The 18,855-nt window shown below is 73.7% G+C and carries 11 protein-coding genes; 7 read left to right on the forward strand and 4 right to left on the reverse strand.

Going from position 1 to position 18,855, the window contains the following annotated elements:
• Positions 1 to 11: 11 nt before the first annotated feature.
• Complete coding sequence (locus ACFVYX_RS14745; RefSeq protein ID WP_389681718.1) at positions 12 to 740, reverse strand: hypothetical protein; 729 nt, start codon at positions 738 to 740, stop codon at positions 12 to 14.
• 208 nt (positions 741 to 948) lie between these two features.
• On the opposite strand from ACFVYX_RS14745, the gene ACFVYX_RS14750 reads away from it, so the two are divergent.
• From ACFVYX_RS14750 to ACFVYX_RS14760, 3 genes are read left to right on the forward strand one after another with little or no spacing between them, the layout of a single operon-like run.
• Complete coding sequence (locus ACFVYX_RS14750) at positions 949 to 1,701, forward strand: thioesterase II family protein (protein ID WP_389681719.1); 753 nt, start codon at positions 949 to 951, stop codon at positions 1,699 to 1,701.
• 46 nt (positions 1,702 to 1,747) lie between these two features.
• Positions 1,748 to 2,509: a class I SAM-dependent methyltransferase gene (locus tag ACFVYX_RS14755; protein WP_389681720.1), complete on the forward strand. Its 762-nt coding sequence runs from the start codon at positions 1,748 to 1,750 to the stop codon at positions 2,507 to 2,509.
• The gene (locus ACFVYX_RS14760) at positions 2,506 to 8,607 is read left to right on the forward strand and encodes an amino acid adenylation domain-containing protein (RefSeq protein WP_389681721.1); all 6,102 of its coding nucleotides are present in this window, start codon (positions 2,506 to 2,508) and stop codon (positions 8,605 to 8,607) included. Before ACFVYX_RS14755 ends, ACFVYX_RS14760 begins: the two co-directional genes overlap by 4 nt.
• A gap of 78 nt (positions 8,608 to 8,685) precedes the next feature.
• Here the strand turns inward: ACFVYX_RS14760 and ACFVYX_RS14765 are convergent, their stop codons facing one another.
• Positions 8,686 to 9,783 carry a glutamate--cysteine ligase gene (locus ACFVYX_RS14765; RefSeq protein WP_389681722.1) on the reverse strand — a complete coding sequence of 366 codons (1,098 nt, stop codon included), beginning with the start codon at positions 9,781 to 9,783 and terminating at the stop codon, positions 8,686 to 8,688.
• A gap of 227 nt (positions 9,784 to 10,010) precedes the next feature.
• Between ACFVYX_RS14765 and ACFVYX_RS14770 the strand changes: the two genes are divergently transcribed.
• Together ACFVYX_RS14770 and ACFVYX_RS14775 are read left to right on the forward strand one after the other, a co-directional pair.
• Positions 10,011 to 10,631: a TOPRIM nucleotidyl transferase/hydrolase domain-containing protein gene (locus ACFVYX_RS14770; protein WP_389681723.1), complete on the forward strand. Its 621-nt coding sequence runs from the start codon at positions 10,011 to 10,013 to the stop codon at positions 10,629 to 10,631.
• Between the two features lie 713 nt (positions 10,632 to 11,344).
• Positions 11,345 to 12,262, forward strand: coding sequence for a S1 family peptidase (locus ACFVYX_RS14775; RefSeq protein ID WP_389681724.1), 918 nt, complete (start codon positions 11,345 to 11,347; stop codon positions 12,260 to 12,262).
• Between the two features lie 95 nt (positions 12,263 to 12,357).
• Here the strand turns inward: ACFVYX_RS14775 and ACFVYX_RS14780 are convergent, their stop codons facing one another.
• Both ACFVYX_RS14780 and ACFVYX_RS14785 read right to left on the reverse strand, forming a co-directional pair.
• Positions 12,358 to 13,233, reverse strand: coding sequence for an SDR family NAD(P)-dependent oxidoreductase (locus ACFVYX_RS14780; RefSeq protein WP_389681725.1), 876 nt, complete (start codon positions 13,231 to 13,233; stop codon positions 12,358 to 12,360).
• A 78-nt stretch (positions 13,234 to 13,311) separates the two neighbouring features.
• Entirely contained in the window at positions 13,312 to 14,790 is a 1,479-nt protein-coding gene (locus ACFVYX_RS14785; protein ID WP_389681726.1) for a glutamate--cysteine ligase, read from the reverse strand.
• A 268-nt stretch (positions 14,791 to 15,058) separates the two neighbouring features.
• Between ACFVYX_RS14785 and ACFVYX_RS14790 the strand changes: the two genes are divergently transcribed.
• Positions 15,059 to 17,143: a DUF4139 domain-containing protein gene (locus ACFVYX_RS14790; RefSeq protein WP_389681727.1), complete on the forward strand. Its 2,085-nt coding sequence runs from the start codon at positions 15,059 to 15,061 to the stop codon at positions 17,141 to 17,143.
• A 5-nt stretch (positions 17,144 to 17,148) separates the two neighbouring features.
• Positions 17,149 to 18,708, forward strand: coding sequence for a DUF4139 domain-containing protein (locus tag ACFVYX_RS14795; RefSeq protein ID WP_389681728.1), 1,560 nt, complete (start codon positions 17,149 to 17,151; stop codon positions 18,706 to 18,708).
• The last annotated feature ends 147 nt before the right edge of the window (positions 18,709 to 18,855 follow it).

Here is an 18,855-nt window from a genome sequence, read left to right on the forward strand (position 1 = left end):
CGGCAGCCCGGTCAGCCGACCGCGTCGGTTGCCGCCACCCGGTGTGCCTCGAGCCCGGGGGCGGCGAGCAGCTCGGCGATCAGTGCGTCGGAGCCTCCGACGTACGTGCTGACCAGGTCGACGTCACCGCCCACGCACCAGGCGCGGTCCTGCGGCCACCACAGGTCGGGGAGTTCGGCGAACTCGTCCGGGAGCTCGGGAGAGATGGCGTCGGCCAGCCGTCCCGAGAGCAGGATCTCCTCGCGTTCCGGGGTGGGGAAGGTCGGGACGCCGTCCCACTCGCAGCGGCCGTACCCGTGCCACAGCCCGAACCAGCACCGCTCCGCCGTCCCTGTGTGCCGCGCGAGGACGGGGATCAGGGCCCGCGCGACCCCGCCGGGCGTGGGGCCTTCGGCCGGGTGCTCGTCCCAGAGTCCGGGCAGGCCGTACTCCTCGTCGTTCTGGTAGAACCGCTCGACGCCGATCACCTCGTGCCAGTCCGTCAGCGCTTCGACCCGCCGCCGGTAGGCGGCGGCGACGGTGTCCCAGCGGACCGGGCGCTCGTCGAGAGCCGCGGGGTGCAGCACCCGCGCGTACGCCGGGAAGCCGGGCGCGGCGACACCCGCCACGGTGCCGAAGTCCCCGTGGCCCGGGCGGCGTTCGGTCAGCCAGTGGGCCGCCCCGAGGTCCGTGGTCTCGACGCGCAGGCGCCCGTACCGCGTGGGGGCGGGTTCTCGTTGCGACGGTGTCCATGTCTCCATCCGTCCAGTCTGCCCGGAACCGCCCTCCGGGTGGCAGCCGGGTCAGGGTCGCGTCACGCGCGCTCGGCACTCCGCTGTCCGGTGTGAACGGGAATCAGCCGGTGTCTGGCGGATGATCACCGTTGCTTCGGGCCGCTGGCGGTCGTTGCACTCCAAGATCCATTGGGGTCACCAACCGTCACCAGCGAGCCGAAGGAACGTACCGCCCGTGAGTGTCACCACCTCCCCAGATCTGTGGTTCTCCCCCGAAAGCCCGGTGGCCGGTGTCCGTGCCCGGCTCTTCTGCGTCCCGCACGGAGGGTCGGACGGCTCGGTGTTCCGGTCGTGGCGGAGCGGGGTCGGCCCCGGGATCGAGGTCGTGCCCGTCCAGCTGCCGGGGCGCGGGATCCGTCTCGAGGAGCCTGCCGAGACGTCGGTCGTCCGGCTCGGCGAGCGGCTGACCGGGCCGGTCGCCCGCCGAGCCGGAGACCTTCCGTATGTGCTGTTCGGTCACAGCATGGGGGCTCTGCTCGCCTATGAACTGGGCCTTGCCCTCCAGGACGGCCCACGGCCACCGGCGGCGGTGGTCGTCTCCGGCAGTGTCCCGCCGCACCTGCCCCGCCGCGCCCCGGCGATGCACCTGCTGCCGGACGAGGAGTTCCGCGTCCGTCTCGGTGCCCTGGGCGGGATCCCGCCGGAGCTGCTCGCCGAGGACGAGTGGCGGGAGCTCTTCCTTCCGCTGCTGCGCGCCGACTTCGAGGCGGCCGAGACCTACCGGACCGGGAGCACGCTGTCGGCCGGTGTGCGTCTGATCGCCCTCGGCGGCGCCGACGACCCCGCCGCCCCGCCCGCCGAGGTCGAGCGCTGGCGGGAGTTGGGCACCGATGTCACGGTCCGTGTTCTCCCCGGCGACCACTTCTTCCCCTTCGAGTCGACCGACCAGGTCCTCTCCCTCCTGTCGGCCGCCTGCGGTTCCCGCTGACCCGCATCCCATCCGTTCTGCACCATCGAGTCTAGGAATGTCATTCGTGAGCAAAAAAGCTGTACGGCAGGGGCGTTACGGCGTCGACGGTCCGGGCTGGCTGCTGGCCCTCGGGGGTGGGGTCGTGGCTCCGCTGGTCGCGGTGGCCGCGGGAGCGCCCCGCTGGCTGCTGCGGGTCCCGCCGCTGGTGGCGGTCCCGGCCGCGGTGTATCTGCACGCCTCCGTACGGGGCAAGTTCCTCGTCTGGGAGGAACAGTTGGACGCGCTCGGCCTGCGGGGTGACGAGGAGGTCCTGGACCTGGGCTGCGGGCGCGGAGCGGTGCTGACCGCGGTGGCACGCCGGGTGCCGAAGGGCCGGGTCACCGGGGTCGACCTTTGGCGCACGGTCGACCAGTCCGGCAACAGCGAACGGGCCGCCGCCCGTACCGCCGCACGCGAGGGGATCACCGACCGGGTCGCCCTGGTGACCGCCGACATGCGGCAACTCCCCTTCGAGGACGCCACGTTCGATCTTGTGGTGTCCAGTATGGCGATCCACAACATCACCGGTGCGCGGGGCCGCGAGGCCGCCGTGCGCGAGGCCTACCGGGTCCTCAAGCCCGGCGGGCGGCTCCTCGTCGCCGACATCTTCCACGGCGCCCGCTCGCTCGACGTCCTCCGCGCGGCGGGTGCCGTCCGCGTCCGCCGCACCGATGCCGGTCCCCGGATGTGGTGGAGCGGTCCCTGGATCCGGACCCTGCTGGTGAGCGCGGAGAAGCCCGCCGCCGAGCCGGACCACGGCGACCTGGACGGGGAGCGGCGGTCATGACCCTCTCCGCACCCTTCCCCCGGGCACACGGACGGCGGCCGGGCAGCCTCGTCGACCTGCTGAGGTCACGGGCCGCACGGCAGCCCGACCGGCTCGCCTACGTCTTCCTCGACGGCCACGGCGAGGAGGAGTCCCGTCTGACCTACGCGCAACTCGACCACCGCGCGCAGGTGGTGGCGGCGAACCTCCAGGAGGAGGCCAAGACCGGTGACCGGGTCCTGATCCTGCACCCACCCGGCCCCGACTACCTGAGCGCGTACTTCGGCTGCCTGTACGCGGGGACGGTCGCCGTCCCGTGCCATCCACCGCACTCCCGGAACCTCGCCCGGCTGCGGGCCGTCGCGGCGGACGCGGCACCCACCGCCGCGCTGAGCGGTGACCGCATCAGCGCCGGCGTCCGCGGGCGGCTGCTCGACGCGCCCGAGCTGCGGGACGTGAGCTGGCTGCCCACCGGTTCTCTCACCGTGAGTGCCGGGCAGTGGACCGATCCGCTCGTCGGCACCGACAGCCTCGCCTTCCTGCAGTACACCTCGGGCAGCACCGGCGCGCCGAAGGGCGTGATGGTCTCGCACGGCAACCTGCTGCGCAACTCGGCCCAGATCCAGCGGCGTACGCGGACCTCGGAGGACTCCGTCTGCGTCAGCTGGCTGCCGCCGTACCACGACATGGGGCTCATCGGCGGCATCCTGCAGCCCCTGGTCGCCGGGTGCCCCGGCGTCCTGATGGCACCGGGCACCTTCGTCCTGGATCCGGTCCAGTGGCTGCGCGCGATCTCCACCTACGGCGCGACGGTCTCCCCCTCTCCGCCGTTCGCCCTCGACCTCTGCGTCGAACGGGTCGACCCCGCCGGCCACGAGCCGCTGGACCTCAGCACCCTGGAGACCGTCGTCGTCGGCGCGGAGCCGGTGCGGGCCGTGACGCTCGACCGATTCGCCGGCCACTTCGCCCGCTGGGGGCTGCGCAGGGAGGTCCTGCGGCCCAGCTTCGGGCTCGCCGAGGGCACCCTGATGGTGTCCTGCGGGGAGCACCTCAGCCGTTCGACCGCCGTCACCGTCGACGCCTCCGCCCTGGAGGCGCACCGTGTCGTTCCCGCCGGAGCGGACACCGGTCCTGGCCGGAGCCGGGAGGTCGTCGGCTGCGGCTCGGCCGTCGACGGGCAGCGGCTGCTCGTCGTCGATCCCGCCACCAGGACCGTCTGCGGCCCCGACCGGATCGGTGAGATCTGGGTCGGCGGTCCGAACGTCGCCCACGGGTACTGGGGGCGGCCGGACGAGAGCCTGGCCTCCTTCGAGGCGGAACTCGCCACCGGAGCGGGGCCGTTCCTCCGTACCGGCGACCTGGGGTTCCTGCGCGGCGGCGAACTGTTCGTCACCGGCCGCAGCAAGGACCTGATCATCGTCCGGGGCCGCAACCTCTATCCGCAGGACATCGAGCGCTGCGCCGAGCGGGCTCATCCGGCCCTGGGGGCGAACTCCTCGGCCGCGGTCGCCCTCGACGGCGGCGGGGCGGAGCAGCTGGTGCTGATCGCCGAGGTGCGGCGCGGGGCGGACCTGCCGCCGGTGGCGGAGGTCGTGCGGGACATCGGCCGGGCGATCGCCGCGGAGTTCGACGTACGCCTCCACCGTCTGGTCCTCGTCCGGGCGGGCACCGTCCCCAAGACGTCCAGCGGGAAGATCCGGCGCCGGGCCGCCCGGGCCGCCCTCCTCGACGGCACGCTCGCTCTCGTCGGAGAGTGGACGGACGGCGCGGGCGACACGGGCGGTACGGGCACGGCCGCTTCGGCGGGCGACCCGCACCGGAACGCCGTCGAGGCGTACCTGAGCGAGCTGGTGGCGGCCCTGGTGACGGACTGCGCGGAGGTCCCGGACCGGGAGCGCCCGCTGCTCGACCTGGGCATGGACTCCCTGACCACGCTCCGGCTCGCCGGCCGGATCGAGCGTGAGCTGGGCGTGGACGTCTCCGACGCCGTGTTCAACGGCGACGCGAGCATCGCCTCGCTCGCGGCCGGCATCGTCGACCGCCGTCCGGCGGGGAGCCCCCTCACCGCCGCGGGCGGGCTGCCTCCGGCCGCGTCACCGGCCCCGGACACCGGGTCGACCACCGGAGCGGACACCACCGGAAGCCCGGCCGCGTCCGCTCCCGCCGCCGTGACCGACGTACCCCCCGCCCCGCACGCGCCCTTCCCGCAGACCGACACCCAGCAGGCCTACAGCCTCGGACGCACCGGCGCCTTCGAGCTGGGGAACGTCTCCACCCACGTCTATCTGGAGTTCGACGCCCCCGCGCTCGACCTGCCGCGCTTCGAGCACGCCTGGCGGCGGGTGATCGACCGCCACGAGATGCTGCGGGCCGTCATGCTGCCCGGCACCGACGAACAGCGGATCCTTCCCGAGGTACCGCCGTACGAGATCCGGGTGACCGATCTGCGCGGCCGCCCACGGCACGAGGCCGAGGCGGGGCTCGCGGCCACCCGGGACCGGCTGTCGCACGAGGTGCGTCCGGCGGACCGGTGGCCGCTGTTCGAGGTCGCCGCCACCCGGCTCGACGACGGTCTGCGGGTCCATCTCAGCGTGGACTCGCTGATCGCGGACTTCTCCTCCGGGCGACTGCTGTTCGACGACCTGTCCCGCTTCTACGAGGAGCCGCACGCCCGGCCGCCGGCGCCGGAGAAGTCCTTCCGCGACCATGTACGGGCCGAGGCGGACCGCCGGCACGGGGCCTCGTACCGGCGCTCGCGCGACTACTGGTGGAGCAGGCTGCCGGAGTTGCCCCCGGCGCCGCGGCTCCCCACCGCCACCCCTGCCCGCTCGGTCGACCGGCCGCGGTTCACCCGGCGGGAGAGCCGCCTGCCCGCCGAGCTGTGGCAGGACCTCAAGAAGCGGGCGCGCCTGGCCGGTCTGACGCCCACCGGGCTGCTGCTCACCGCCTACGCCGAGGTGCTCGCCACCTGGAGCGGCGGACGGCACTTCACGCTGAACGTGCCGCGTCTCACCCGGCCCGTGCACGATCCGGGGTACGACGAGGTGATCGGCCAGTTCGCGTCCTTCACCCTCCTGGAGGTCGACTTCCGCACCGGCTCCACGTTCCGCGACCGGGCACGCGGCCTGCAGCGGCAGCTGTTGTCCGACCTGCGGCACCAGGACGTCAGCGGAGTCGAGGTGCTCCGCGAGCTGATGCGGCTGCAGGGCGGATTCGACCAGGCGCTCATGCCGGTGGTCATGACGAGCAACCTCGCCTTCGCCACCTCGGGGAGGACACCGCTGGAGGACCTGCTCACCCCCGTCTTCGCCGTCTCGCAGACCCCGCAGGTCTCCCTCGACCAGCAGGTGCAGGAAGAGGAGGGCGCGCTGCTCCTGCACTGGGACGCGGTCGACGAGCTCTTTCCCGCCGGGCTCGTCGACGACATGTTCGCCGCGCTCACGGCGCTGCTGCACCGGCTCGCGACCGACGAGGGCACCTGGTCGCAGGGCGATCCGATCGCTCTGCCGACCGCCCAGGCGGAGCGGCGCGCGGCGTGCGCGGGCCCGGTCCGCGCCGTCCCCGACATCCAGGTGCAGCACCTGTTCGAACGCCAGGTGGCCGCCCGTCCCGACGCCCCCGCCGTGATCGCCCCGGACCTGACCCTCTCCTACGGCCGGCTCGACGCCACCGCCCGGCGGGTGGCCCGCTGGCTGTGCGCGCACGGTGCCCGTCCCGGCGGGCTCGTCGCGATCGTCATGGACAAGGGCTGGGAACAGGCGGTCGCCGCGTACGCGGTCCTGTTCTCGGGTGCCGCGTACCTGCCGGTCGACCCGGACCTGCCCGGCGCCCGCGTCCGGCATCTGCTCGACAGGGGCGAGGTCGGCCTCGTCCTCACGCAGGCGCGGCTCGACGACACCCTGGACTGGCCGGCCGGGCCGCTGCGGCTCTCCCTGGACCGGCCGCTGCCCGCCGACACCGACACACCGCTCCCCTCCGGCGGCGACCCGGGCGACCTCGCGTACACGATGTTCACCTCGGGGTCGACGGGCGAGCCGAAGGGGGTGATGGTCAACCACCGGGCGGTCGTCAACTGTCTGCGGGAGACGGTGGAGGCGTTCGCTGTCGGTGAGGGCGACCGCTGCCTCGCGGTGACCGCGCTCCACCACGACATGTCGGTCTTCGACGTCTTCGGGGTGCTCGGCGCGGGCGGCGCGATGGTCGTGCCGGCCGCCGCCGACCGCCGCGACCCGGCGCACTGGGCGGAGCTCGTCGCCACGCACCGGGTCACGGTGTGGAACTCGGTCCCCGCCATGATGGAGATGCTTCTGGCGGCCGCAGGCGACGACGGCCGGCTCGCCTCGCTCCGGCTCGCCCTGCTCGGCGGCGACTGGATCCCGCTCACCGTGCCGCCCCGGCTCGCCGCGGCCGCGCCGGGCGTCGAGGTGGTGTCCGTCGGCGGGCCGACCGAGACGACCGTCTGGAGCATCTGGTACTCCGTCGGTGCGATCGATCCGGCCTGGCGGAGCATCCCGTACGGCACTCCCCTCGCCAACGTCCGGTACCACGTGCTCGACGAGCGGCTCCAGGAGTGCCCCGAGTGGGTGACCGGCGAGATGTACGTCTCCGGCACGTCCCTGGCCGACGGCTACTGGCGCGACCCCGAGCGCACCGCCGCGGCGTTCACCTCTCACCCGGACACCGGCACACGGATGTACCGCACCGGGGACCTCGGCAGGTGGCGGCCGGACGGCCTCGTCGAGTTCATGGGCAGGGCCGACTTCCAGGTCAAGATCCGGGGCCAGCGCGTCGAACTCGGCGAGATCGAGGCGGCGCTGCTCGCGCACCCCTCCGTCGTCTCGGCTGTCGTCACCGCCACCGGCCGAGCCGAGGGACCGGGCCACGACGGCCTGGTCGCCTACGTCATCGCCGGGCCGTCGTCCGGCTCCGCGCAGCCGGACGCGACCGACCTCGAAGAGGCCCGCCGCAACGGCGTCACCCTGCTCGATCCCCTGGCCCGCGCCTCCTTCAAGCTCGCCCGCCACGGCCTGCGCCCTGAACCGGACCGGCCGCGGGTCGTCCTGCCCCGGGCGGCGGACGAGCCTCGGCGGCGGCGCAGCGACAGGGCGTTCCTCGCCGAACCGGTCGGCCTCGCCGAACTGGCGGACTGCCTGGGCGCCCTGCGCCAGGACGAGGTGGATGGGCTGGTCAGGTGCCGCTATCCGTCGGGCGGCGGGCTCTATCCGGTCCAGACGTACCTGTATGTGAAGGCCGGTGCGGTGGCGGGGCTTCCGGCGGGGACGTACTACCTCGACCCGCGGGAGAACGCGCTGGTCACCCTCGCCGAGGGTGCGACGCTCGACGCCGGGATCCACGCGGCGCACAACCGCGCCCTCTTCGAGGCCGCCGGCTTCGGCCTGTTCCTCGTCGCCGACCTCGACGCGATCGAGCCCATGTACGGCCGGGCCTCCCGCGATCTCTGTCTGCTGGAAGCCGGGTACATGGGGCAGCTGCTCATGGACCGGGTGGCGGGCACCACGATCGGTCTCTGCCCGATCGGCGCGCTCTCCTTCGAGCCGGTCAGGCCGCTGCTCGCGCTCGGTGGGAACCAGGTACTCGTGCACTCCCTGCTCGGCGGCCGCGTCGACCGCGGTGCCCCTGCCCCGGGTGCTCCCGCGCCGCCGGCCGGGCCGCTCACCGAGCGGCTCAAGGGGTGGCTGGGTGCCAGGCTGCCCTCGCACATGGTGCCTGGCCATGTGGTGACCGTGGACAGCTGGCCGCTCAGCGCCAACGGCAAGATCGACCGGGGCGCGCTGCCCGCCCCCGGGCAGGCCGGTGACGGTGACGCACCGGGATTCGTCGCGCCGCGGACGCCGACCGAGGAACGGCTCGCCGCCCTCTGGTGCGAGGTTCTGGGGCTGCCCCGGGTGGGTGTCCACGACAACTTCTTCGAGCTCGGCGGGAACTCCCTGGCCGCGACCCGCCTGGTCGCCCGGATCCGCGACCGGTTCCGGATCCCGGTCAGTCTCCGCGCGGTGTTCACCTCCCGTACGGTCGCGGAACTCGCGGTCACGGTCGAACGGCTCGGGAGCGAAGGGCCCGGCGAGAACGGGGTGAGCGGGGTGAGCGACGGGGCCTGACGCTCGGCGGTCGGGGGGCGGGTCCGGTGGGCGGCGGCGCCCCCGGCCCGTCCCCCGACCGGTACGACCGCTCGTGGCTCATGAAGCGGCGGTCGTGATGTGGGCGCAGGCCAGTACGACCTTGTCGAGGGCCAGACCCTCGTCGCGCAGCGCACGCTGGCGGTCCGCGCCGCCGCCGCGGGCCAGATGGGCGGCGATTCCCTCGCGCGCCGCTTCGAGGTCTCCGCTGTCCCGCAGCGCCTCCTCGGTGTGCCGAAGGAGGGCGTCGAACGCCTCCTCCGGGCTGGTCTCCCGCATGGTGACGGGATGGACGAGCGGACCTTGGAGCCCGGACCGGGCAGCGCGCCAGGAGGCGAGCCGCAGGAGACCGGCGGAGATGCGGGCCGGTGCCTCGCCGTTCCGCCAGGCGCGGGCGGCGGTCTCGACGAGGCCACGGGCGAGGGTGGCGACGAGCACGGTCGTGGCGGGCTCCAGGCAGACGTCGGCGACCCTGATCTCGACGGTCGGGTAGCCGGCGGAGAGACGGGCGTCGAAGTAGATCATGCCGGGGTCGCGCAGGACCCCGGTCGCCAGCATCTCCTCCACCTGCGCGTGGTACCGCTCGGCGCTGCCGAAGAGTTCGTACGGTCCGGCGGACGGCCAGCGGTTCCACACACGGCTGCGGTAACTGCTGTACCCGCTGTCCTGCCCCTGCCAGAACGGGGAGTTGGCGCTGAGCGCGTTGAGGAGGTAGAGCCAGGGCCGGATCCGGTCGAGGACGGCGACTCCCTCCTCGTCGGAGTCCACGGCCACATGGACGTGGCACCCGCAGGTGAGCTGTTCCCTGGTGGTGAGGGCGAACTGCTCGGCCATCCACCGGTACCTGAGCCCCAAGTGGCGTGAGGGCTCCACGGGGAGCGGCGAGGTGGCGAGGGCGGCGACGAGCGCGCCGGCGTCCCTGGCGTACCGCAGGGCCTCGCCGCGGAGTCGGACGATCTCGTGCAGCAGCTCGTCCATGCCGGTCATCGGCCGGGTGGAGAACTCCAGCTGCTCCTGGTGCAGCTCCTTCTCGAAGGTATCGCCCGCCTCGTCCCCTCGCAGGGCCGCTGACGCCAGTACCGCGGACGAGACGGCGAGGGGCTCCCCCGTCCTCGCCTCGACCAGCATCAGTTCCTCCTCGACACCTACCGTGCGCATCGACGCTCCTGTACTGCTCCTGCGTGAAAGCCCCGCGGCGCCGGCCGGCCCGGGGGCCATGAGCGGATGCGAGACGCGGACGATGTGCGTATGCCCACTTCCACGGCGGCGACGCGTCGTGACGCTCCTCGGGCTCGGACGTTCCTCGCGCTCGGACGTTCCTCCGGCGGCCGCGGGCCGCGGGATATTCCCTGGTGCGGCGGCCGGTGGGCGGGGAGACTCGCTCCATGGTGGACATGTGGGCGTTCCGGGACGCGGTCGATCGCTGGGCGGCCGGCGGGCCCGGAGAACCGGCGGGTGAGGCGGCGGTGCGGCTGGGGCTGCGGACGGCGGTGATGCTGGAGGGACCGAGCGACCTCGCGGCCGTCGAGGCGCTGGCGGCGCTGCGCGGGCGGGACCTCGCCGCCGAAGGGGTGTGCGTGATGTCGATCGGCGGGGCGATGAGCGTGGGGCGGTACGCCGACCTGCTCGGTCCTTCCGGTCTCGGCCTGCGGCTGACAGGGCTGTGCGACGAGCGCGAGCAGCGCTACTACGACCGCGCCCTGCGCAGGGCCGGGTCCGCCTCGTCCGGGGGCTTCTTCGTGTGCGTGGCGGATCTGGAGGACGAGCTGATCCGCGCGCTGGGCACGGACCGGGTCGAGGAGATCATCGGGGACGAGGGCGACCTGCGCGCCTGGCAGACCTTCATGCGCCAGCCCGCCCAGCACGGCCGGCCCCGGCACGGGCAGCTGCGCCGCTTCCTCGGCACGAAGAAGGGCCGCAAGATCCGCTACGGCCTCCTCCTGGTGGAGGCTCTCACCCCCGCGCAGGTGCCGGGCCCGCTCGACGAGCTCCTCGCGAGCCTGTGACCGCCGCCGCGCGAGGGCGCGGCCGCGGCTGCTAATGGCCTTGATCGAGGCCATGTACGCGGCGCTCTGACGCCCTGCGGCACCCGACACGACGGGATCCGGACACGCGGTCGCCCCGGACGGAGGGAACGATTGCGACATCGAGGGGCGTCCACGGGTGCGTCACGGGCCCGTGGGCGGACCCTTCTCCCGTCGGGGAAGGGCTCTTCCCCCACGGATCCCGATCCGAGGCCACGTCCGGATCTGTGCACCCGCTACCCCTCCGGCGCGCGGCCGCGGACCTCCGGCCCGCCGGGCCGGAGGCGGCGAGGCGCCGCACCGGGGGGAGGGGGACGCCCCGGCGGCTGAACTGGAGAAACGGTACAACTCCTTCCGCTTCATCGGGTCCCCCCTGCCGCATCAACACGACTCCCCTCCACGTCCCCTGAAAGACCGTCAGCAAACTTTCGCAAGCGTTTGCGCGAGCCCGCCGCACCCCTCCTGCCCCACTCCGCGATCCGGTCGTGGTCTGCACCCGTGGCATCCCGGGTGGCACGTACGCGCGTAGAGAGGCCGAAAGGCGTTCTTGCCGCCAGGGTGGCCCGGATTCGAGGATTCCCCCTGTCGAGCTTGACAGGTTCATGGCGCACAACCCCTGCGTCATGTCCTGCTCGCTCCCCGCACCAAGGGATCGCCCACCCAGCGATCCCCCCACTCCCCCACCGGAGGATCCAGTGAACCTCAAGCGTCTGTCCCCCCTCGGCGGCGCCGCCAAGGGCGCCCGGCTGATCGCCGTGGCCTCCGCGCTGCTCGCCGCCTCAGCGCTTGCCGTCCCCTCCTCGTCCGCCGCCACGGCCGTGGACGGCCGGGCCACCGCCACCCAGCTGGCCACCGCGAGCGAGGCCGTCCGCGGAGCCGATGTGCCCGGCACCGCGTGGTACACCGATCAGGCGACCGGGAAGATCGTCCTCACCGCCGACTCCACCGTCTCCGCCGCCGAGATCGCCGCGATCAAGAAGGCGGCCGGCGACCGCGCCTCCGCCCTGGAGATCAAGCGGACGCCCGGCACGTTCACCAAGCTCATCGCGGGCGGCCAGGCCATCTACGCGGGCGGCGGACGCTGCTCGCTGGGCTTCAACGTCCGCAGCGGCTCGACCTACTACGCCCTCACGGCAGGCCACTGCACCAACATCGGCAGCACCTGGTACACGAACTCGTCCAACACCACGGTGCTCGGCACCCGTGCCGGCTCCAGCTTCCCGACCAACGACTACGGCATCATCCGCCACTCCAACGCCTCGGCGGCGGACGGCCGGGTCTACCTCTACAACGGCAGCTACCGCGACATCACCGCCGCGGGCAACGCCTACGTGGGCCAGTCGGTCCAGCGCAGCGGCAGCACCACCGGTCTGCGGGGCGGGACCGTCACCGGCCTCAACGCGACCGTCAACTACGGCAACGGCGACGTCGTCTACGGCATGATCCAGACCAACGTCTGCGCCGAGCCGGGCGACAGCGGCGGCGCGCTCTTCTCCGGCAGCACCGCGCTCGGCCTCACCTCCGGCGGCAGCGGCAACTGCTCCAGCGGCGGCACCACGTTCTTCCAGCCGGTGACTGAGGCACTGAGCGCGTACGGCGTGAGCGTCTTCTAGCAGGACGCCGACCGTAACGTCCCGGCATCCCGGAAAGCGTCAGAGCACCACGGACGGGCCGGGCGGCCCCCACTCCCGGGGGCCGCCCGGCCTCGTCACCGCCGCCCTGCCGCCGGCTCCTTCACCGCGCGGCCGGGCGCCCCGGCGCCACCGCCGACGAGCGCGTCCGTCAGGGCCATGAGCCGGCCGCGGGCCTCCGCGTCATAGGCCTGGTCGTGCGCGCGGGCGTCCGTGAACCGGTCGAAGTACCGGCCGGTGGTGCCCCTGAGGTCGGGGTCCGTCACGAGCCGTACGGTCGGCCGCACCCCCTCCTCGATCCCGACGAGCGGACTGAGGCCGTACTCGCGCACTCCTCGGGTGTCCATCAGATGCGCGGGATGCAGGGTGTTGACGGTGACTCCGGTGTCCTCGAGTTCGGCCGCGAGCTCGAAGGTCGCCATGATCATCGCCAGCTTGCTCCGGCAGTAGGCCCGCAGACCCTCGTACCCCTCCTCCAGCATGACGTCGTCGAAGTCGACGCGCTCCTGCCCGATGGACGCCACGTTGACGACGCGAGCGGGGGCCGAGGCCGTGAGAAGGGGCAGCAGGGCCCGGGTGAGGACGTAGGGCGCCAGGTGGTTGACGGCGAAGCGCAGTTCGTGCCCCTGGGCGCTCAGTTCGCGCCGGAGCGGTTCGGCGCCGCCTCCGGCGACGGCGTTGTTCACGAGCGCGTCGAGCCGGGGCTCGGTCGCTCGTACCAGGTCGGCCATGGCGCGGACCTGGTCCAGGTCCGCGAGGTCGGCGAGGAAGGTCCGCACCTCCGCGTGGCCCGCCGTCGCCCGTACCTCCTCCGCGGTCGCTTCGAGGCGCTCGGAGTCCCTGCCGTGGAGCAGGACGTGGTGGCCACGGGCGGCCAGGTCGAGCGCGATGCCGCGCCCCAGCCCCTGGGTGGCGCCGGTGATGAGGACGGTGAGTGCGGTGCGTGGGTTCATGACGCCAGCGTGCCCGGGCGACGGCCCGCTGGGGAGCGGGAGCTGGTCCTGGTGTCGGCACCACCAGGATGCCGGGCGTCATTCGACCGGCCAGGTGTGCGCCGGAGCGTTCAGATGCATGTACTCGATGTACTGGCGCGTCATCCGTCGCAGCGCCTGGTGGCGGTCCACATGGACGGTGTCGTGCAGGTGGTGGAACATCTCGGACTGCCACACCGCGCCGTTGCGGCCGCTGACGCACCGCTGCTCGATGACTCCGAGCAGCGGCTCCCGTCGGGCCGCGTCCAGGCCCAGCCGTTCGAGGCCGCGGTCCGCCAGCGGCAGCAGGCGCCGCAGCACAAGCTCGGTCACCGGAACCTCGCCCATGCCGGGCCAGTACAGCTGCGCGTCGATGCCGTGCCGCGCGGCGGTGTGCAGGTTCTCCTCCGCCGCCGCGAACGACATCCGGGACCAGACAGGCCGGTCCTCGTCGACCAGGGCACGGACGAGGCCGTAGTAGAAGGCACCGTTCGCCAGCACGTCGGCCACCGTGGGACCCGCGGGCAGCACCCGGTTCTCCACGCGCAGATGCGGTACGCCGTCGACGACGGCGTAGACGGGGCGGTTCCAGCGGTAGACCGTCCCGTTGTGGAGGGTGAGTTCGGCGAGTCCGGGGGTTCCTCCGCGTTCGAGGGTCTCCACCGGGTCCTCGTCGTCGCAGAGCGGCAGCAGCGCGGGGAAGTACCGCGCGTTCTCCTCGAAGAGGTCGAAGACGGAGGTGATCCACCGCTCCCCGAACCAGACCCGCGGGCGTACGCCCTGCACCCTGATCTCGTCGGGCCGGGTGTCGGTGGCCTGTTCGAACAGCGGAATGCGCGTCTCGCGCCACAGCTCCTTGGCGAACAGGAACGGAGAGTTCGCCGCGAGCGCCACCTGTACCCCCGCGACGGCCTGGGCGGCGTTCCAGTAGTCGGCGAACTCGTCCGGGGCGACCTGCAGATGGAACTGGGTGCTGGTGCAGGCCGCCTCGGGCGTGATCGTCTCCGCGTACGTCCGCAGTCTCTCCACGCCGTCCACCGAGATCAGGAGGTCCTCGCCCCGCGCGGCGAATATCTGCTCGTTCAGCAGGTGGTACCGCGGGTTCTCCGAGAGCGACTCCGGACCGACGTCCTTCAGTTCCAGCGTCGGCAGGATCCCGATCATCACCAGATGCGCGCCGATCGCGGCGGCCTTCTCCTCGGCGTGGTTGAGGGCTTCACGGATCTCCTGCTCCCAGGAGTCGGGGCCACCCGCCGCGAGCAGTCTCGGCTCGACGTTGATCTCCAGATTGAACCGGCCCAGCTCGGTCGACCAGGAGGGATCGGCGATCGCCTCCAGGACGTCCGTGCTGCGCATGGCCGGCTCGGCATCGGGGTCCACGAGGTTCAGTTCGATTTCCAGACCGACCTGCGGCCGCTCGAAGTCGAAGCGTGACTCCCGCAGCATCCGCGCGAACACGTCGAGGCAGGTGTGCACCTTGTTCCGGAACCGGCGACGGTCGTCACGGGTGAACTCCAGCGCCGGGACGTCACGCCCCATCGGTCCCTCCCGAGTCTCGTCGGCACGGACCCCCACCTCCAGCGTCCCACCCCGGGGCCCGCCCAACCACCGAAGCCGCCGGCCCGCCGCCCGCGGCGCCCTCGCCCACGGCGCCGCACCCCGCGATGCGCACGGCGGTGACCTGGGGGTTTCCCGCCGTGGCCGGCCGGTGAGGGGATCGATGTCGCTGCATCCTCCGGCCCCCGCCGACACCCGGAGCGCTCCGGCGTAGGCTTCGCTCAGCAGGCACGCGACGGGGGCGGGGCGCATGACGGCGGAGACGGCACAGAGGTGGGGATCGACCCTCGATTCGGTCGTGGTGTACGCGCGGGGCGCGCTCTGCCACCGGCTGGCCCGGGGCAGCGTTCCGGCGGACGGCCGGGTACGGGTGACGGGGCTGCCCCGCGCGATGGATCCGGGCTCCCTGCGCGCCCGTGTCCTCGGCGCCTCCGGGGCGCGGGTCACCGAGGCCCGGGTGGAGGTCGAGGTCCCCGACGCCGACGGCAGGGGCACGCCCGACGCGTTGCGGCGCGAGGTCGAGCGGCTGCGCGACGCGTCGGCGGCGGCGCGTGGACGCCGGGACCGGCAGCTGGGTCTGATCACGGAGACACAGGGCCTGCACCCGGTGCCGCCCGGCCGCAAGCGCGACGACCCCCACCGGCGTACCCCGGTCGACGCGTGGCTGGAGCTCGCCGACTTCGTCGACGGGCGACTGACCGGACTGCACGCCCGTCTCGTCGAGCTCGAGCGGGAACTGCTCGACGTCGAGCACGAGCTCGACCTCGCCGCCGACCGGCTCGACCGCGCCTCCACCGACGCGCCGGCTGCACACGTGAACCCGGCGGTCTCCGCGCTGCTGACCCTCGCCGGCGCCGGCGGCACGGAGGTGGAGCTCGACATCGAGTACGGGGTGCCGGGCGCCGTCTGGGTCCCGACGTACCGTCTCACCCACCGTCAGGGCGACGACACCGGCCGTCTGGTGCTGCGTGCCTCGGTCGCGCAGCGCACCGGCGAGGACTGGACCGGGGTGCGCATCGCCCTGGCCACAGCCGATCTCGGACGCCGCACCGATCTGCCGAAGCTTCGTTCGGTCCGGATCGGACGCCGCCAGTCCGAGCCCGCGCCCTCCGGTTGGCGCGAGCCACCGACGGGCCTCGCCGACCTCTTCACCGGGTACGCGGCAGCCGGTCCACGGCCCGCCGTGGCCGCCGGTGGCGCTGTCGCCGTCGGTGCCGCGGCCGGTGGCGCCGCGCCCGCGGCCGTACCGGAGGACATCGCGTACGGGCAGGTGCCGCCACCGCCTTCGGTGGGGTACGGCGGGCCCCCGCCGCCCCCGCCCGCACCGCAGGGTTACGGCGCGCCGCCCGCCGCCCGGCCGGCCCCCGGGCAGCCGGGAGCCCGGCCTCGCGCCGGTGGCCGGTCCTTCGCTGGGGCGCCCGCCCCCGCCGCCATGGTTCCCGCCGCTCCCGCGCCTCCCGGCGCCGGAGCACCGCCGCCCCCGTCACCGCCGGTGGCCGGTCCGCCGCGACCGAGCGGCGCCGAGCTCGACTACGCCGAGCTGACCCTCTGCGGTCCCGACGAGCCGGGCGGTCGCCGGGGCCGGCTTTTCCCCGTGTCGCCCGTCGACGCGGTGGCGGCCGAGTACCGGCGTCGCGCCGAAGCGGTGGCCGCCCTGCCGCTGCCGGGACACGCCGTGCGCCCCCGCGTGTCGGCGGGCTCCTTCGACCACCGCTTCGACGCGGCCGCGCGCGCCGACGTTCCCTCGGACGGCACCTGGCACACCGTCACCGTCGCCGAGATCCCGGTCGGTCTGCGCACCGAGTACCTCTGTGTGCCGTCCGTGGAGCAGACCGTGTACGCGACGCTCGTCCTCTCCAACGCCACCGACCAGGCTCTGCTGGCCGGCCCGGTGGAGGTCACCGTCGACGACGACTTCCTGCTGACCGCCGCACTGCCCACGCTCGCGCCCGGCGGCGTACGCCGGGTGGGGCTCGGGCCCGCCGAGGGCATCCGTGTCACCCGCCGTACGAACCTGCGCGAGTCGACGTCCGGGCTGCGCAACCACATCACCGTGCTCGACCACCAGGTCCATGTAGAACTGGCCAACCGGCTCGGCAGGCCCGCGACCGTCGAGGTCCGCGAACGGGTGCCCGTCACCTCCGACTCGGACGTCCGCGTCGAGGAGCGGGGCGGCTGGACGGCGCCCGACGGCGCGGGGCCCGAGCAGCACGCCCCCGGCACCCGCGTCTGGCGGGTGGAGCTGCCCGCCGGTGGCACCACCGCCCTCGACGGCGGCTACGAGATCCGCATCCCGGCCGGCAAAGCCCTGGTCGGCGGCAACCGCAGGAGCTGAGCCCCATGTCCACGGTCTCGAAGACGATCGCCGTTCCCGTCACCGCCGTCACCTGCCTGGAGGACCGCGCCCACATCGAGCGGTCCGTCGTGCTCGACCTGGAGGCCGGGGTCCGGCGGCTGCGCCTCGGGCCGGTCAGTGCGCTGGCCGTCGACCGCACCCTCCACGCCGAGCTGACCTCCGACCACCCGGCCACGGTGCTCGACGTACGCGTCGTGCGTGACTGGACCCCGCGGGGGCCGCGGCCGGCCGGCGACGACTCCGCCCTGCGGCACCGCGTGCACGCCCTGGAGGAGGAGCGGCTCGTCCTGGAGCAGCAGCGCGATCGGCTGCGGACCCGCCTCGACCTCCTCGGCCGTCTCGCCGCCGACGTCCTGCGGGAGATCGCCGAGGGTGCCGGCTCCGGGGAGAGCGAAGGACTCCGCTGGGCCCGCGAACTGGACCGGGTGGACGCCGAGCGCGACACCCACGGCGAGCTGCTCCGTACCGTGGAGGCCCGGCTGACCGCGCTCGCCGCCGAACTCCGTGACGTCCGGCGGGCCGTGGACCTCACCGAGGAGGAGCCCGCCGAGCTGGTCGGTCACATCGAGCTGACCGTGGAGGCGGCCGTCGCCGGGCCGGCCGGGCTGCGTCTGAGCCACCTCACACCGTGCGCGCTGTGGCGGCCCGCCTACCGGGCGGTGCTCGACGGTGGCTCCCTGACGCTCGAGACCGAGGCGGTGGTGTGGCAGCACACCGGCGAGGACTGGTCGGACGCGCGGCTGACGTTGTCGACGGCCCGGTCGGCGCCGGCCACCGATCCGCCGCGGCTCGCCGAGGACCGGCTGACGCTCAAGGACCGTACGGCCGTGGAGCGGCGCACGGTCGACGTCGAGCTGCGCGAGGAGGAGATCGGGGACCTCGGACCGGCCCCGGTGCTCGGTCTGCCGGGGGTCGACGACGGCGGTGAGGCCCGGGTACTGCACTCACCCTCGCCGGTCTCCGTGCCCTCGGACGGGCGCGCCCACCGGGTGCCGGTCTCGGCGTTCACCACGGCGGCGAGCAGCGAGTACGCCTGCTCGCCCGAGGTGTCGCCGCTGGTCACCCAGGTGGTGCGGGGTGACAACCTGTCCGGCCATGTGCTGCTCGCGGGTCCCGTGGACCTCGTCCGTGGCGGTGGCTTCATCGGTCGCGGCACGCTGGAGTTCACCACCCCCGGCGCCCCGCTCGAACTGGCCTTCGGCAGTCGTGACGACCTTCGGGTCGTCCGGGAGACCGAGGAGTCCCGCGACACGGCCGGCCTCACGCAGCGGACCGTGGTCACCCGCACGGTCCGGCTGCACCTGTCCCGGTTCTCGCCGCCGGGGGAGCTCGGCGAGCGGGTCGTCGTCCTCCGGGAGCGGATCCCCGTCTCCGAGGTCTCGGCGGTGGACGTACGCCTGCGCGAGGCGGACTGCTCGCCCGCGCCCGGCGCGGTCGACGCCGAGGGCATCGTCCGCTGGGACGTCACCCTCCCGCCCGGTGGGCGCCGTACGGTCACCCTGGTCTACGAACTGTCGGCGAGCTCCAAGGTCTCCGGGCTCTGAGCCCGGCGGCCCCGGCCTGGTGAGGGGCCGTCGGCGGCCCGGCCCGGAGCCTCCACGGCTTCGGCGCACGACTTCTTGTTACGCGGTGACGCCCTGCGTGTTCTCTCAGCGGCGCGGTGTGCGGTGCGCGACCATACGGACGCCGAG

The sequence above is a fragment of the Streptomyces sp. NPDC058326 genome (genome assembly GCF_042879855.1).
In the GTDB taxonomy this organism is placed as follows: Bacteria; Actinomycetota; Actinomycetes; order Streptomycetales; family Streptomycetaceae; genus Streptomyces.